The sequence below is a fragment of the Streptomyces sp. NPDC002680 genome (assembly GCF_042889145.1).
Taxonomy (GTDB): Bacteria; Actinomycetota; Actinomycetes; order Streptomycetales; family Streptomycetaceae; genus Streptomyces; species Streptomyces adonidis.
In genome coordinates this window covers 192,792-208,714 of record NZ_JBIAQP010000018.1, presented here as the reverse complement: position 1 = coordinate 208,714, position 15,923 = coordinate 192,792, and the positions used below count along the sequence as shown (strand labels likewise).

At 70.5% G+C, this 15,923-nt stretch carries 15 protein-coding genes; 7 read left to right on the top strand and 8 right to left on the bottom strand.

Annotated features, from left to right (window positions below):
- Positions 1–18: 18 nt before the first annotated feature.
- Both ACFYXF_RS38610 and ACFYXF_RS38605 read right to left on the bottom strand, forming a co-directional pair.
- Complete coding sequence (locus ACFYXF_RS38610) at positions 19–765, bottom strand: sulfite exporter TauE/SafE family protein (RefSeq protein WP_389356648.1); 747 nt, start codon at positions 763–765, stop codon at positions 19–21.
- A complete protein-coding gene (locus tag ACFYXF_RS38605) occupies positions 762–2,594 on the bottom strand; it encodes a rhodanese-like domain-containing protein (protein WP_389356647.1) in 1,833 nt (610 codons plus the stop codon). Before ACFYXF_RS38605 ends, ACFYXF_RS38610 begins: the two co-directional genes overlap by 4 nt.
- Positions 2,595–2,803: 209 nt before the next feature.
- Here ACFYXF_RS38605 and ACFYXF_RS38600 point away from each other — a divergent pair, with 209 nt between their 5' ends.
- Together ACFYXF_RS38600 and ACFYXF_RS38595 are read left to right on the top strand one after the other, a co-directional pair.
- Positions 2,804–3,889, top strand: a complete 1,086-nt coding sequence (locus ACFYXF_RS38600; protein ID WP_389356705.1) for an S-(hydroxymethyl)mycothiol dehydrogenase — start codon at positions 2,804–2,806, stop codon at positions 3,887–3,889.
- Positions 3,889–4,518: an MBL fold metallo-hydrolase gene (locus tag ACFYXF_RS38595; protein WP_389356646.1), complete on the top strand. Its 630-nt coding sequence runs from the start codon at positions 3,889–3,891 to the stop codon at positions 4,516–4,518. The genes ACFYXF_RS38600 and ACFYXF_RS38595 overlap by 1 nt, the downstream gene beginning before the upstream one ends.
- Positions 4,519–4,598: 80 nt before the next feature.
- Here ACFYXF_RS38595 and ACFYXF_RS38590 read toward each other — a convergent pair whose 3' ends face one another.
- Genes ACFYXF_RS38590 through ACFYXF_RS38580 form a run of 3 tightly spaced genes read right to left on the bottom strand, consistent with a single transcriptional unit; the run spans position 4,599 to position 7,399 of the window.
- Positions 4,599–5,321 (bottom strand): FAD:protein FMN transferase, encoded by a 723-nt coding sequence (locus ACFYXF_RS38590; RefSeq protein WP_389356645.1) that lies wholly within the window; start codon positions 5,319–5,321, stop codon positions 4,599–4,601.
- Between the two features lie 4 nt (positions 5,322–5,325).
- Positions 5,326–6,051 carry an FMN-binding protein gene (locus tag ACFYXF_RS38585; protein ID WP_389356644.1) on the bottom strand — a complete coding sequence of 242 codons (726 nt, stop codon included), beginning with the start codon at positions 6,049–6,051 and terminating at the stop codon, positions 5,326–5,328.
- A 10-nt stretch (positions 6,052–6,061) separates the two neighbouring features.
- Positions 6,062–7,399 (bottom strand): ferric reductase-like transmembrane domain-containing protein, encoded by a 1,338-nt coding sequence (locus tag ACFYXF_RS38580; protein ID WP_389356643.1) that lies wholly within the window; start codon positions 7,397–7,399, stop codon positions 6,062–6,064.
- Positions 7,400–7,549: 150 nt separating this feature from the next.
- Between ACFYXF_RS38580 and ACFYXF_RS38575 the strand changes: the two genes are divergently transcribed.
- The 3 genes from ACFYXF_RS38575 to ACFYXF_RS38565 are packed head-to-tail and all read left to right on the top strand — an operon-like array spanning position 7,550 to position 10,369.
- Entirely contained in the window at positions 7,550–8,248 is a 699-nt protein-coding gene (locus ACFYXF_RS38575) for a response regulator transcription factor (RefSeq protein ID WP_389356642.1), read from the top strand.
- Positions 8,245–9,693, top strand: coding sequence for a sensor histidine kinase (locus ACFYXF_RS38570; RefSeq protein ID WP_389356641.1), 1,449 nt, complete (start codon positions 8,245–8,247; stop codon positions 9,691–9,693). Before ACFYXF_RS38575 ends, ACFYXF_RS38570 begins: the two co-directional genes overlap by 4 nt.
- Positions 9,694–9,724: 31 nt before the next feature.
- A complete protein-coding gene (locus tag ACFYXF_RS38565; RefSeq protein WP_389356640.1) occupies positions 9,725–10,369 on the top strand; it encodes an NAD(P)H-dependent oxidoreductase in 645 nt (214 codons plus the stop codon).
- Between the two features lie 86 nt (positions 10,370–10,455).
- On the opposite strand, the gene ACFYXF_RS38560 is transcribed toward ACFYXF_RS38565, so the two are convergent.
- Complete coding sequence (locus ACFYXF_RS38560) at positions 10,456–11,334, bottom strand: LysR family transcriptional regulator (protein ID WP_389356639.1); 879 nt, start codon at positions 11,332–11,334, stop codon at positions 10,456–10,458.
- Between the two features lie 116 nt (positions 11,335–11,450).
- On the opposite strand from ACFYXF_RS38560, the gene ACFYXF_RS38555 reads away from it, so the two are divergent.
- Positions 11,451–12,305, top strand: a complete 855-nt coding sequence (locus tag ACFYXF_RS38555; RefSeq protein WP_389356638.1) for a DMT family transporter — start codon at positions 11,451–11,453, stop codon at positions 12,303–12,305.
- Positions 12,306–12,332: 27 nt separating this feature from the next.
- Here the strand turns inward: ACFYXF_RS38555 and ACFYXF_RS38550 are convergent, their stop codons facing one another.
- Positions 12,333–12,926, bottom strand: a complete 594-nt coding sequence (locus tag ACFYXF_RS38550) for a TetR/AcrR family transcriptional regulator (protein ID WP_389356637.1) — start codon at positions 12,924–12,926, stop codon at positions 12,333–12,335.
- 22 nt (positions 12,927–12,948) lie between these two features.
- Complete coding sequence (locus tag ACFYXF_RS38545; protein WP_389356636.1) at positions 12,949–15,024, bottom strand: discoidin domain-containing protein; 2,076 nt, start codon at positions 15,022–15,024, stop codon at positions 12,949–12,951.
- A 226-nt stretch (positions 15,025–15,250) separates the two neighbouring features.
- Here ACFYXF_RS38545 and ACFYXF_RS38540 point away from each other — a divergent pair, with 226 nt between their 5' ends.
- Complete coding sequence (locus ACFYXF_RS38540) at positions 15,251–15,901, top strand: GntR family transcriptional regulator (RefSeq protein WP_389356635.1); 651 nt, start codon at positions 15,251–15,253, stop codon at positions 15,899–15,901.
- Positions 15,902–15,923 lie beyond the last annotated feature (22 nt).

The following is a 15,923-nucleotide window of genomic DNA, read 5'->3' as shown; positions in this document are numbered from 1 at the left end:
GCGGCATGTGGGTGACGGTCACAGCACCGCGTCGGCCAGCATGAACAGGGCCACCGCCATCAGCACCCAGGCGAAGATCCGCTGGAGCCGGCCACCGGAGACCCGGCCCGCGAGCCGTTTGCCGTCCCACGCGCCGAGGATCGAGGCTCCGGCGAAGGGCGCGACGAGGGCCCAGTCGACACGGGTCGCCGTACCGGCCCGGGCGAGCAGCGCGGCCAGCGAGTTGACGGTGATCACCAGCAGGCTCGTCCCGACGGCGGCCCGCATCCGCAGCCCCACGACGTTCACGAGTGCCGGTACGGCGAGAAAACCGCCGCCCACCCCCAGCACCCCGGTCACCGCACCCAGCCCCGCGCCGGCCTGAGCGACCTGAACGGGCCGCACCGGCGCCCCCTCCTGTACGGACGCCGAAGGGCGCAGCATGCGGTACGCGGCGACCCCGGCGATCATCGCGAACGCGCCGGTCAGCAGGGCGGACGGCACATACCCGCTGACCGCCCCGCCGAGCATCGCGGGCACCAGCCCCGCCGCCGCGAACACGGCTCCGGCCCGCCACTCGACGGTGTTCGCACGGGCGTGCGCGGCCAGCGCGGTGGCGGAGGTGACGGTGACGATGGCCAGGCTCGCGGTGGTGGCCGCGGCCGGGGTGAAACCGAGCAGATAGATCAACGCGGGCACGGCCAGCACGCTGCCGCCGCCGCCGAGCGCCCCCAGCGCGAGACCGGTCACGGCTCCGGCGAGCAGGGCGAGAACGAACGCACTCACGCGACGGGTCCGCCGTCGCTGGAGGCGGCCGTGTGCGGTCGGCTCGCGGTCGCTGCCGACAGGTCCGCCGGGGCCGGCAGCCCGCTTCCGGCCGCTGCTGAGAGACCTGCCTCGCTCTGTGTCCCGCTCCCGTTCGGCACCGACAGGTTCGCCTCCGGCGGCAGGCCACCCCCGGTCTCTGTCGGCAGACCCGCCCCCACCCACGCCCCCATCCCGCCGAGCACGTCCGAGACCTCCGCGCCGCGTGCCGTGAGCAGTGCCGCGGCCTGTCGGGAGCGCTTGCCGGAGCGGCAGATCGCGATCAGTGGGTGCCCCTGCGCCGCCCCCGGCAGCGAGGCGCCCGCTGTCAGCGACGACAGCGGCGCGTGCACCGCGCCGGCGGCGTGCCCGGCAGCCCACTCCTCGGCCTCGCGGACGTCCAGGAGTACGGCGGTCCCGTCCGCGCCCGTGAGTTCGTGGGCCTCGGCCGGGGTGACCCGGGCCATCGGGAGTCCGGCCTCGCGGGCGGCGGCGAAGCCGTCGTCGACGGCGACCACGACACGCCCCGCCGCGTCCAGCAGTGAGGCGGCGATCCCGGCCCGCATACCGCCCGCGCAGTGCACCCACACCGTCCCGTCGGGTATCTCCGTGAGCCGGTCGCGCAGTTGGTGGAGCGGGATGTGCAGCGAACCCGCGATATGACCACCCGCACGCTCGGAGTCCCGCCGCACGTCCAGAATCACGACCTCATTGCGCTCCTGGCCCGCCAGATCCGCGAACGTGGCGCGTGGGAACGTGCGCGGTCGCTCACCCGGGCGCAGCCACCCGGCCGGGGTGCCCGTCGAGGCGGCGGCCGGGCGGTCGATGCCGACCCGTGTCAACTCCCGCTGGGCATCGGCGAGTTGGGACGCCGACTCCGCGAGCAGTGTCACCGGCTTGCCCCACGGCAGCAGCCACGCCAGATACGTGGCGAGCTGTCCCTCCGCCTCGAAGTTGAGCGTCCCGGCGACATGGCCCTCGGCGAACGCCACCCGGTTGCGCAGGTCCACCACCCACTCCCCGGCGGCCAGCCGCGCCGCGATCTCCTCGGCGTCCGCCGGGGCCGGCGGAGTCAGGTCGACGGGTGCGGGGCCCGCGGAGTTCAGCGGGCCCATGTGCGCGTAGTACGCGGGCACGTCGTCCAGCCCGGCGAGCAGTTCGGCGACGAACGTGTCGGCGTCCTTGAGCAGTGCCTCGTTCGTGACGCGTTCCCGGCCGATGGTCGTGGCGTCGCCGGTTGCCGTTCCGGCGGAACAGAAGCTGCCGAAGCCGTGCGTGGGCAGTACGGCCGTCTCGTCGGGGAGTTCGGCGGCCAGCCGGTGCGCCGAGTCGTACTGCGCCCGGGCCAGCTCCCCGGTGAGCCTCGGCTCGACCAGGTCCGGCCGCCCGACCGTGCCGATCAGCAGCGAACCGCCGGTGAACACGGCCACGGCCGAGCCGGCCTCCTCCAGGACGTACGCGGTGTGGTGCGGGGTGTGCCCGGGCGTGGCCAGCGCCCGCAGCACCAGCCCCTCCTCGATCTCCACGCCGTCCCCGTCCGTCACCGGCACCCTGTCGTACGCGACCCGCGCTCCCGCCGGGACGAGATACGCGGCCCCGGTGATCCGGGCCAGCTCCAGGCCCCCGGTGACGTAGTCGTTGTGGACGTGCGTCTCGACGACGTGCGTGACGCGCACACCCCGTCGGGCGGCGGCCTCGATCACCCGGTCGATGTCCCGTGGCGGATCGACCGCCACGGCCCGGTGCGGCCCGCCCGCCAGATAGCCGCGGTTGCCCAGTCCAGGGACCTCGATGCGGTCGACGAAGTACATGGCGGCACCCCTTTCCTTTCCTCGTGAAGCCGTAGGAAGCCTCGTGAAATTACCCCGGGGGGTATATTCACCACCGTAGCAGAGGTACCCCCGGGGGTATCCATGGGCCGGGTCGCGCCGGGCTCGACCCTGGACGTGCCGTTACCGATCAGTCGCACGTAGGGTCGGAGAGAAGAACCGAACATTGGCCGATGGAAGGGTTCAGCACCATGGCGCAGGAAGTACGCGGCGTGATCGCACCGGGCAGGAACGAACCGGTGCGGGTCGAGACGATCGTCGTGCCCGACCCCGGTCCGGGCGAGGCCGTGGTGCAGATCCAGGCCTGCGGGGTGTGCCACACCGACCTGCACTACAAGCAGGGCGGGATCAACGACGAATTCCCCTTCCTCCTCGGCCACGAGGCCGCCGGCATCGTGGAGTCGGTGGGGGAGGGCGTCACCGATGTCGCCCCCGGTGACTTCGTGATCCTCAACTGGCGTGCCGTGTGCGGGAACTGTCGCGCCTGCCTGCGCGGGCGCCCGTGGTACTGCTTCAACACGCACAACGCCAAGCAGAAGATGACCCTCACCGACGGGACGGAACTCTCCCCGGCCCTCGGTATCGGTGCCTTCGCCGAGAAGACCCTCGTCGCGGCCGGGCAGTGCACCAAGGTCGACCCGTCGGTCTCCGCCGCCGTCGCCGGGCTGCTCGGGTGCGGGGTCATGGCCGGCATCGGTGCCGCCATCAACACCGGCAACGTCGGACGCGGCGACACCGTCGCCGTCATCGGCTGCGGCGGAGTCGGCGACGCCGCCATCGCGGGCGCCAACCTGGCCGGTGCCGCGAAGATCATCGCCGTCGACATCGACGACCGGAAGCTCGCCACCGCCCGCACGATGGGCGCCACGCACACGGTCAACTCCAAGGAGACCGATCCGGTCGAGGCGATCCAGGGACTCACGGGCGGTTTCGGCGCCGACGTCGTCATCGAGGCGGTCGGCCGCCCGGAGACCTACAAGCAGGCCTTCTACGCCCGCGACCTCGCCGGGACCGTCGTCCTCGTGGGTGTCCCCACGCCGGAGATGAAGCTCGAACTCCCGCTGCTCGACGTCTTCGGGCGCGGCGGCTCGCTGAAGTCGTCCTGGTACGGGGACTGCCTGCCCTCCCGTGACTTCCCGATGCTCATCGACCTCCACCTCCAAGGACGCCTGGACCTCGCGAAGTTCGTGACGGAGACCATCCAACTCGACGAGGTGGAGAAGGCGTTCGAGCGGATGCACGGCGGCGACGTGCTGCGTTCCGTGGTGGTGCTGTGATGGCCGCGCGTATCGAACGCCTCGTCACCTCTGGGCAGTTCAGCCTCGACGGCGGCACCTGGGACGTCGACAACAACGTCTGGATCGTCGGCGACGACCACGAGGCGATCGTCATCGACGCCGCCCATGACGCCGACGCCATCGCGGCGGCCGTCGGCGACCGGCGCCTGACCGCCATCATCTGCACCCACGCCCACAACGACCACATCGACGCGGCCCCCGCACTCGCCGCGCTCACCGGCGCCACCATCTGGCTGCACCGCGACGACCTGCCGCTGTGGAAGCAGACCCACCCGGACCGCGAACCCGACGCCTGGCTGGCCGACGGCCAGGTGATCGAGGCCGCCGGCGCCGACCTGACGGTCCTGCACACACCCGGACACGCACCCGGCGCGGTCTGCCTCTACGACCCGGGACTCGCCACCGTCTTCACCGGCGACACCCTCTTCAACGGCGGCCCGGGCGCCACCGGCCGCTCCTACTCCCACTTCCCGACGATCATCGACTCGATCCGGGACCGCCTGCTCGCCCTCCCGCCCGGGACGAAGGTCCTCACCGGGCACGGCGACCCCACCACCATCGGGGCCGAGGCACCGCACTTGGAGGAGTGGATCGCCCGGGGCCACTGACGGCCACGGACACGCCAGTGGGCGCCCACCGTCACAACGGAGGGCGCCCACACGGACGTACGACATCAGCCAAGGAAACCTCAGGCAGCCACCGGGAAGCCCGCCGTCCGGAAGACCTGGCGGTCGGCGTCCACCGCGAAGATCTCGCAGCCCTTGCGCGCGGCGGCCCAGTCGACGCCCTCCGCGCCCATCGCGAACGCCGCCGTCGCCGTGGCGTCCGCCTCGGTGAGCGTGGCGGCCACGACGGTCAGGCTCAGCAGCCCGGTCGCCGGGCGGCCGGTGCGGCCGTCGAGGATGTGGTCGCCGCGTTCATAGCGGGCCGAGGTCGCCACACCGCCCTCCGTGAGCTCCAGCACCGTGCACAGCTGGTCGGCGTGCTCGGGGTGACGTACCCCGACCCGCCAGGGGCGCCCGGCGGCGACCACGTCACCACCGGCGTTCAGGCAGTACGTCCGTACGCCCGCCGCCGCCAGCAGATCCGCCGCCCGCTGCACCGCCCAGCCCTTCACCATCGCGCACGGATCGAGGCCACGGCCGGGCAGCCGTACGTCGAAGGCGCCCTTGGTCGCGACCCGGTACTCCTCGCACAGGCCGAGCACCTCGGTGAGGTCCGCGCTCAGGTCGCCGGTCGCCAGCTCGCCCCGGTCGAGGCGGGACACCTCGCTGTCGTCCTTGAAGGGGCTGAAGCGCGCGTCGACCTCGTGGAGCCAGGCGAACACGGCGTCGGCCGCCTCCGCCGGGGCGTTCTCGTCGTCGATGCGCAGCGAGATCGGGAACCCCATGATGTGTTCGACGCGCCGCATCCGCTCAGCCCTTCGCGTCGATCGCGGCCTGGAGGGACTCCTTGTAGCCGTCGCTCGTGATCGTCGCACCCGACACCGTGTCGATGTCCGCGCTCTGCGCGGCCAGCGTCTCCGAGATCAGCACCGGCACGGCCGCCGTGGTCTGCGGGTGGTTCGGCTGCTGGAGCATCTTCACGGACGCGATCGTGTCGCCCTCGAAGGTCACCTCGATCTGCACGGTGCCCTTCTCGGTGTCCACCGCGGTCCCCGAGACGACCTTCGACGCGGACTCGGCGGAAGCCGAGGCCGACGCGGAGGGCGACGGGGACGACGCTGCGGAGTCCGCCTGGGAGTCGATGGCGGCCTGGAGGGACTCCTTGTAGCCGTCACTCGTGATCGTCGCGCCGGACACCGTGTCGATGTCGGCGCTCTGCGCGGCCAGCGTCTCCTTGATCAGGACCGGCACGGCGGCGGTGGTCTGCGGGTGGTTCGGCTGCTTCAGCATCCGCACCGAGGAGATCTTCGTCCCCGCGAACGTCACCTCGACCTGGACATCGCCCTTCTCGGTGGTCACGGTCGTGCCCTTGACGACCGTCGACGACGTACCCGAGGAACCCGAAGCGGCGGAGGAGGACGCGGACGGCGTCGAGGCGGAGGCCTCCGAGGACGTCGTGCCCAGCGACGGCTCGTAGAGCCAGACGGGGACCAGGCCCGCGATGCTCAGGACCAGTACAGGCAGTGCTCGTTTCACGACGTTCCTCTTATCCGGCCAGGCTGAAGCGCTCGAAGTGGGTCTGCGACTTGGGCACGCCCAGTTCCCGCAGGCTGCGCAGCACCGCGTTCATCATGGGCGGCGGGCCGCACAGGAAGACGTCCCGGTCCGTGATGTCCGGCACCAGCTTGGCCAGCTCGGCCGGGGCCAGCTTGTCGGGGGCGACCGGCCCGGACACCAGGTGCAGCTCGCAGCCCTTGGCGTGGGCGATGTCCCGCAGTTCCTCGTACAGGACGGCGTCCTGGTCCCTGGCCACCCGGTAGATGACCACGGCGTGGCTCTGGATCTCCTCGAGCAGCGCGCGGATCGGCGTGACGCCCACACCGCCGGCGATGAGCACGGCCTCGGGGCGGGTGCGGTGCATCGAGGTGAACGCGCCGTACGGGCCCTCGGCGAAGACGCGGGTGCCGACCGGGATGTGCTTCAGGGTCGCGGTGCCGTCGCCGGCCACCTTCGCCGTCAGCCGTAGCGACCTGCCGTCGGGCGCCGCCGACAGCGAGAACGGGTTCGCCTGCCACCAGCGGTCCTTGGTGAGGAACCGCCACAGGAAGAACTGGCCGGCGCGGGCGGGTAGCTTGTCCAGGTCACGGCCGGTCATGTAGATCGACACGACGTTGTCGGCCTCGGGGACGACCGCCGAGACCCGCAGCTGGTGACGGAGGTTCTTGCGCAGCGGCAGCACCACACGGCCCAGGAACACCGAACCGAGCGCCACGCCCCACATGGTCCACCAGTACGTCGTCGCGGCGGACGACGAGGTGAACGTCGTACCGACACCGACCTGGTGCGTGAACGCCAGGACCACCGCCACATAGGTGTAGAGGTGGATGAAGTGCCAGGTCTCGTAGGCGAGCCGGCGGCGGGCGTAGCGCGCGGAGACCGCGCCGATGATCATGATCAGGACGAGGGCGACGATCGCGCGGAGCACGCCCTCGGTGGTCTCGGCCAGTTCCACCAGCTCGTCGACCGGACCCATGGACGTGCCCTCGGCGTAGCCGAAGGTGATGAACACCGCGTGGGCCATCAGCGTCCACAGCAGTCCGAAGCCGACCCAGCGGTGCCAGGACGTCAGCCGGTCCATGCCGATGCGGTGGTCCAGCCACGGCAGCCGGGCCACCAGGACCAGCTGGAAGGCCATGAAGAGCGCGCCGTACAGCCCGGCGAGCCGGCCCATGACGATCAGCGCGTTCGAGGCGAAGCCTGCCTGGGCGAAGAAGACGGTCACGACGGCCACGTTGGCGGCCAGCACGGCGTACAGGCCGGTGCGGGCCACCACTTTGGGTCGTATCGCCGTGGGGGGCGCGGGAGGCGATTGGACGGTCGTCACGGACAGTGCTCCTTGATCGGGTCCGGGGACACCGAGCTTGACCGACGGTAGCTGTCGTAATGCTGTCGTTGGACTTTCAAGTTGTTATCGATCTCGCGTAGGGAGGGGAGGGCGGTATGGCACGGGGGTCACGTGGAGCACTATGAGCACGTGGAAAAAGTACGACTCCTCGTCGTGGACGACGACCCGCCCATCGCCGACCTGGTCGCGACGGTCGCCCGCTACGAGGGCTGGGAGGCGGTCACCGCGTACTCCGGTGAGGAGGCGCTGAGCCGGGCCGCCGAGTTCCATCCCGACATCGTGGTGCTCGACCTGATGCTCCCGGGCCTCGACGGCTTCGCCGTGCTCGACCGGCTGCGGCTGTCGGGCACGATGGTGCCCGTGGTCTTCCTCACCGCCCGTGACGGAGTCGCGGACCGGGTCGCGGGCCTCACCCGGGGCGGCGACGACTACCTGGTCAAACCCTTCGCGGTGGAGGAGCTGATGGCCCGGCTGCGCACCGTGCTGCGCCGCAGCGCGGGGCCCGGCTTCCAGCGCTCCGTGCTCCGGGTGGCCGACCTGACGATGGACGAGGACACCCGAGAGGTCCGCCGAGGCGACAAACGGCTCACGCTCACCCCGACCGAGTACGAGGTGCTGCGCTACCTGATGCGCAAGTCGCCGACCGTGCTCACCAAGGCACAGATCCTCGACCACGTCTGGGAGTACGGCTTCGGCGGCCGCTCCAACGTCGTGGAACTGGTCGTCAGCCGGCTGCGCCGAAAGCTCGACGATCCCGAGGACCACGACGAACCGCTGATCCACACCGTGCGAGGCGTCGGGTACGTGGTCCGGCAGGTCGGCGAGTGATCCGCCGCTGCCGGGAGAGCTACCGCAGGCTGCGACTGGGCACGCGCCTGGCGCTGGGCATGGGCGTGCTCTCGCTCGTCGTGTTCGCCGTCGTCGGCGCGGCCCTCTCGATGTACATGCGGGAGTACCTGGAACGCCAGCTCAGCGACCAGATGAAGCTCGTCCAGATCACCCAGTCCAAGGACGTCGTGGACTACGGCAGCGTGCAGGGCAAGCCGTACTACGGCTGGTACACCGCCTCGTACAAGGTCTCCGGCGGTACGCCGGTCCTGCGCGAGCCCGCCGACGTGCCGCCCGACTCCCGGGAACTCCTCGCCACCGCCGCGAGCCTGCGGACGTCGGGCACCGACCCCGTCTACCGCACCGCGCGCATCGACGGGGACGCCTACCGGCTGCGCGCCTGCGAGGTCGAGTCCGGTGTCGTCCTGGTCACGGCGGCGCCCATGGACGACATCGAGAACACCATGGACCAGCTGGTCACGGTCCAGGTGGTCGCCTTCGCCATCGCCCTGCTGGGTCTGGTGATCTTCGGCCGCGCGGTGCTGCGGCGTGGCCTCAGGCCCCTCAGTGACATGGCCCACACCGCGCGCGGCATCACCTCGCACGACTTCACCGACTCCGCCCGGCTGCCCGTACGCGCCGACCGGGGCAACGGCGGCCCGGAGGTCGAGGAGCTGCGCACCGCGTTCAACACCATGCTCGAACACATCGACGACTCCCTCGCCGTCCGCACGGAGGCCGAACAGCGCCTGCGCCGCTTCGTCGCCGACGCCTCCCATGAACTCCGTACCCCTCTGATGTCGGTACGGGGCTATGCGGACCTCTTCCAGTACGCCGCCGCCAACGAGCCCGGCGAACGGGACAAGCACCTGGCCCGCCTGCGCGCCGAGGCCGCCCGGATGGGCATCCTCCTCGACGACCTGCTGCTGCTCGCCCGACTAGACGCGGCCCAGATCGAGACCCCGCTGCGCCCGGAGAACGCCGACCTGGTGGACCTGACCGGCCAGGCGGCCGACGCCTTCCGCGCGGGCCACCCGGGGCACCCCCTGACGGTGACGGCCGCCCCCAAGGAACTGCTCCTGCGCCTCGACCCCCTCCGCATCCGGCAGGTCCTGGACAACCTGCTCACCAACGCGGCCGTGCACACGCCCGCAGGCACCCCGGTGTCCGTGGACGTGAACGTCGACGCCGGCCACGCGGTGGTCCGGGTCGCCGACGCCGGCCCCGGCATCCCGGCCGCCGACCAGGACCGGGTCTTCGACCGCTTCTACCGCGTCGACAAGGCCCGCAGCCGCGACCGGGGCGGCAGCGGCCTCGGCCTCGCGGTCGCGCTGTCCCTGGTACAGGCGCACGGCGGCACCCTCGACCTGACGAGCGGACCCGGCTCGACCGCCTTCACCCTCCGTATCCCGCTCGACAGGACGGACCGACCTCCGAAGAACTGAACGAACGGACGATCCGAGGAGACCCCCCACAGTGAACGTGCTGATCGTTTTCGCCCATCCCGAACTCTGCTCCTTCAACGGCGCGCTGAAGGTCAGAGCCGTCGACGTCCTCAGACGCGCCGGACACGAGGTCGTGGTCAGCGACCTCTACCGGCTCGGCTGGAAGGCCGCCGTCGACGCCGACGACTTCCCCGGCGTCTGGACCGACCCCGACTACCTGGACGTCCCCGCCGAGCAGGAACGGGTCCACGCGGCCCACGAGACCCCGCCCGACGTCCTCGCGGAACAGGAGAAGGTCGCCCGGTGCGACCTGTTGATCCTCCAGTTCCCCCTGTGGTGGTCCGGAATGCCCGCCATCCTCAAGGGCTGGATAGACCGCACGATGGCCCGAGGCTTCGCCTACGGAGAGGGCCGCACCTACGACACGGGCCCCTTGAAGGGCAGACAAGCCCTGATCTGCACCACGACGGGCACCCCCTCAGGCCTCTACACCCCCCACGGCACCGAAGAAGACCTGAACCGAGCCCTCTGGCCCATCCACCACGGCATCCTCAGCTGCCTCGGCTTCGACGTCCTGCCCCCCTTCGTGGCGAGGACCCCGGGTGAGGTATCGCCGAAACAGAGGGAGGAGTACCTGGCGGATTACGCGGAACGCCTGCTGGCGGTGAGCTACTGACAGGCGGTGGAGGAGCGCCCCTTCTTTTAGGGGCGCGGGGAACTGCGCGACAAGCCCCCACCGGCCCGCAGAAAACAAACAACCCCTCACTCCTCGCGATAGAGGTCGGTCAACAACCCAACCACCGCCGCCCCCGCAGGATGCGGATCATCCCGCCACCAGGCGAGCCGAACCACCACCGGCTCCGCATCCCGCACCGGCCGGTAGACCACCCCGGGCCGCCGATACTGGTGCGCGGTGGCCTCGGGCGTCAGCCCGACACAGCGCCCCGTCGAGATCGAGTTCAGCCAGTCGTCGACATCGTGGGTCTCCTGGACCACCGGACGCGACCCCGGCGGCCACAACTCCTCCGTGGTCGTCCCGGTCCGCCGGTCCACCAACACCGTGCGCCCGCTGATGTCCGCGAGCCGGATCCACCGCCGCCGCGCCAGCGGATCGTCGGCGGCCATGACACACATGCGCCGTTCCAGGCCGAGGACGACGGAGTCGAACCGCCGGTCGTCCAGCGGTCGGCGCACGACGGCCAGATCGCACGCCCCCTCCGCCAGCCCACCGGTGCCGGAGTTGGTCCGGATGAGCTGCACCTCCGTCTCCGGGTGTCGTTCGGCCCAGCGCCGCTGGAAGACGAGGGTGTGGCGGCCCAGCGCCGACCAGGCGTACCCGATCCGCAGCCGGGCATGACCGGACGTCGCCTCCTGGACCAGGTCGTCCACCTCACCGAGCACCCGCCGGGCGTGCGCCACCACGCGCAGCCCGGTGGCCGTCACGCTCACCTCGCGCGAGGTCCGCCGCAACAGCCGTACGCCCAGGGCCTGTTCGAGCGAGGCCAGGGTGCGGGAGACGGCCGCCTGGGAGACACCGAGCGCGATGGCGGCGTCCGTGAAGGTGCCCTCGTCGACGATCGCGACGAGACAGCGCAACTGCCGCAGCTCGATCTGTGGGTTCCGTCCCTGAAGCGCATCCATGACTCCAGCGTATAGATGGCTGAGCCCATGCATTTTGCGCATCCACGGAACCGGCGCACGATCGGCGTATGACCGCAGGCCCCACACACACAGCAGCTGCCCCCAGCGGCGTCGCCATGACAGCGCCCCCGAAGCCCCGCGCCGCGAGGCTCACCGGCGTCGCCGTCATGCTCGGCAGCGGGCTGGCCAACCAGGTCGGCGCCGCGACCGGCTCCCTCGCCTTCCCGGTGCTCGGCCCGGTCGGGGTCGTCGCCGTCCGCCAGTACGTCGCCGCCGTCGTCCTGTTCGCCGTCGCCCGGCCCCGCCTGCGGAGCTTCACCCGCGCCCAGTGGTGGCCCGTGCTCCTGCTGGCCCTGGTCTTCGGGACGATGAACCTGTCCCTGTACACCGCCATCGACCGGATCGGCCTCGGCCTGGCGGTCACCCTGGAGTTCCTCGGGCCGCTCGCCATCGCCCTGGCGGCCACCCGGCGGCGCGTGGACGCCTGCTGTGCGGTGATCGCCGCGGTCGGCGTCGTCGCGCTGCTGCGCCCCCAGCCGTCCGCCGACTACCTCGGGATGGGCCTCGGGCTGCTCGCCGCCGCCTGCTGGGCCTCGTACATCCTGCTCAACCGCGCGGTCGGGCGGCGGCTGCCCGGTGCGGAGGGTTCGGCCGCCGCCGCGGGCGTCTCCGCGCTGCTCTTCCTGCCGGTCGGGATCGTCCTGGTCGTCGACCACCCGCCGACCCTCGCGGCCGTCGGCTACGCCGTCGTCGCCGGGGTGCTCGCCTCGGCCGTGCCCTATCTCGCCGACATGTTCACCCTGCGCCGGGTGCCTGCCCGGGCCTTCGGGCTGTTCATGAGTGTCAACCCGGTACTGGCCGCCGTGGTCGGCTGGATCGGCTTGGGCGAGAACCTGGGCGCCCTGGAATGGGCGAGCATCGGGGCGATCGTCGCCGCCAACGCGGTGTCCATCCTGACCTCGCCGAAGTAGGGCACGCGCCCCCGACTCCCGTACGGATTACTCCCGTACGAGGGAGGCCACATGGTCGGTGACCGTGTCGAGGATCTCCACACAGGCCTTCTCGTCGCCGAGGGCGAGGAAGTTGAGGGTCAGCCCGTCCGTCATCGCGGCCAGATAGCGGGCCAACACCGGGACGGGCACGCTCAGTTCGAAGCCCATGCTCTCGCGCAGCTGCTCCAGCAGGCCGGCGTACGCATCGCCGTACAGCTCGTACTGCCGGCGGGCCAGATGCGCGAACCCCGGCTCCCGCAGGGCGTACTGGGTGAGTTCGTATGTCAGCATGTGCTCGCCCGGATGGGCGGCCACATGGTCCCAGTACGCCCGGAAGCCCGCCCGGATCGTCTCCTGGAGGGTGGACTGCGGCTGGATCGCCGCGCGCACCATGTCGACGGAGTGGTCCGTGATCGTCGTCATGACCGACTCGACCAGGGCCTGCTTGGAGTCGAAGCAGTAGTGGAAGACGCTCAGTGACACGCCCGCCTCGGCCGCGATGGACCGGGTCGTCGTCCTGGGGACGCCGTCCCGGGTCATCGCGCGGATGGCCGCCTCCGTCAGCTGCCGGCGCCGCTCGGCCGACGGCTTGCGTGCCATGAACTCCCCCTAGGTACGGAACTCAGGTGCTGTAGACACCCACCTCGTAGAGCGAGTATCCCCAGTCCGTACCCCGATCAAGGCCGTGGACGCGCACATAGCGGGCCGGTACTCCCGCGAACTGTGCCGTGTCCAGGCCGCCGTCGCCGACGGTCGTGGACCACGCGGTCTGCCAGGTCGTACCGTCCGTCGACAGCTCGATGCGGTACGACTTGCCGAACGCCTTCTCCCAGTCGAGGGTGACCCGCTTGACCAGGTTCGTCGACCCGAGGTCGAGCTGGAGCCACTGGTCGTCGCTCCAGTCGCTCGCCCAGCGGGTGCCCGAGTCGCCGTCGACGGCCCGGCCGGGCTGGTAGCTGGTGAACGGGTTCGACTCGGACGAACTCGCCGTCGCCGTCACGCCCTTGGCGAGGTTGACCCCGGCCCTGTGGTTCTCGGAGGCGCCCCAGGTGTCGAGGTAGGACTCGGCGCCCCGGAACAGGTCGCTCACCGCGTCCGCGCCGCCGACCTGCTTGATGTCCTGGATCCAGTCCGGGATCAGCCCGACGTGCGCGGCACCGTCCGTGTTGATGTCCCAGGTGCGCGAACCGGTGGTCTGCCGGTTGATCACCGAGCCGCCGTCGACACTGGTGAAGGGGTACGTCACCGTCGTACCGGTGTCCGTGCCGCGCGGGGCCGGGTGGTCGCCGATGCCGTTGAAGTCGGTGCCGTAGCCGTAGCCCACGCCGTACTTGGTGCGCAGGGCGTCGGTGCGGGCGGCCTCCGTGACGAACTCCTGGGAGGAGCGCATGTACTGGGCGATGAAGCCGCCGAGACCGTAGACGCGGTCGGTCCAGTTGAGGTCCATCCAGCTGTGCGAGGAGAGCACGCCCGGGTAGGACTCGGACTCGAAGATGTCCAGCGCCTGGCCGGTGGCCTTGACGCTCATGTGTTCGATCTCCAGCATCATCTTGCGTTTCATCATGCCGCGCACCGCGTACTCGCCGAGATCGGTGAGCCCGCGGGTGTTGCACTGGGCGGTCGAGCTGTACGTCGGCAGTTCGGTGCCGGCCGGCAGGTCCTCCGTCGCGCTGGTCGCCGTGGCGCCGCCGATGGGGTTGTCGTGCATCGCGGTCGTGCACGTCTCCGTCTGCCAGAAGGTGCCCGTCGACAGGAACTGGCCGACGTTGATCGCCGTACCGAGACCGCCCTCGTCGAACCGCACCCCGCACAACGCGTTGTCGAACTTGTGGCACAGGAACATGCTGCGCACGCCGAGGTCGTACAGCTCGTCGAGGCCCTTGTCGATGTCGGCCTTGCTGCACTGCGCGATGTCCAGGATCTGCTTGCAGCCGAAGGGCTCCGACGTCTCGACACCGAGCACGACCGCCAGCTTGCCCGCCTTGATCACCTCACGGGCCTGCGCGGTGTCGGTGACGATCCGGAACCAGCCCTTGCCCGTGCCGCCGTACTGGGCGTCGATGTAGTCCTGGAGGTCGTAGGTCAGCTGGGCCTGGAGGCGGATCGACGTCATCTCGTCGCAGCTGCGGTCCTTGAAGAAGTAGACCGAGCAGATCACGCCGTTGGTGACCAGGTCGTTGACCAGCACACGCTGGCCGCCGCGCCAGGCGCGCTCGATCCAGGCGTAGTAGTTCGCCTGGTGCGTCATCGAGTCGTACGCGGGCCAGTCCTTGAACGTCGGGTAGCCGACCGGGTCGTGCTTCCCGTCGCCGCCGTGGGTGATGTAGTCGAAGATCGCGAGCGTGCCGTCCGGGTAGTGCTCGGGACAGTCCTTGAGGGCGTCCGCGATCCCGCTGGTGGAGAAGACCTTGCCGCAGATCAGGCGTCCGCCGAAGGCCTCGTTGGAGAACAGGTGGTTGTGCGCGTCGACGAACCCCTGTACCTCGCCCTGGGAGTTGGTGCCCTTGAAGGGCTCACCCGTGACGTTGATCTGGGAGTCGGGCGTCGGCCGCGCGCTCGGCGTCCACCAGTCCGTGCCGGCCGCCGAGCTGGGCACGGTGCCGAGCGTCAGCGCCAGTACGGCGAGCAGCAGCGACAACACGGTCAGGGGTCTGCGTCCGCGGCGCGGATGTGGCGGGAAGGCAGCAGGCACAGTCATCACTCACGTCCTTGCACCAGGGTTGTCATGGCTCGCGCAACTCTGTGATGAGGATCGCGACAGCGGGGTGATGGAGTCAATAGTCCGGGACGCTTGACCTGATAACGGATCGGGGTCGTGCGGCGGGGTTTCTGTGGGTCAACTGTGTGCGATTATGGAAAACAATATTGTTGACAATCTTGTCCGTCTAGATTTAGCGTCGACAGGCACTCACTCAGGAGGGCACATGCCGAAACAAGCCCGTCCAGGCACCGGAGAGCAGGCCAAGCAGCACGCGTTGGAGCGGCTGCGGCAGGCGATCCTGCGCGGCGACATGGCACCGGCCCAGCGGCTGGTGGAGAACGAACTCGCCGAGCAGTTCGGTGTGACACGGGCCAGCGTCCGGGCGGCGCTGATCGAGCTGGAGTCGGAGGGACTCGTCGAACGGATCCGCAACCGTGGTTCGCGGGTGCGGGTGGTGACCGTGGAGGAGGCGGTCGCCATCACCGAATGCCGGATGGTCCTCGAAGGGCTGTGCGCGGCCAAGGCGGCCGTCGCGGCGACCGACGACCAGCTGGCCCAACTGACCGGCATCGGCGAGGCGATGGCCAAGGCGGTCGCCAACGGCGAGCCGGTCACGTACTCCGAACTCAACCAGGATCTGCACGCCCGGATCAGACAGTTCTCCGGCCAGCAGACGGCCGTGGAGCTGCTGGAGAAGCTCAACGCCCAGTTGGTGCGCCACCGTTTCCAGCTCGCGCTGCGACCGGGGCGTCCCCAGCAGTCCCTGAGTGAACACCTCGCCATGGTCGAGACGATCACGGCGAGGGACCCGCAGGCGGCCGAAGCGGCCGCTCGCGCCCATCTCACGAGCGTGATCGCCGCGTTGCGCGAATAGTGTGTTCTGCGAACACGCGTTG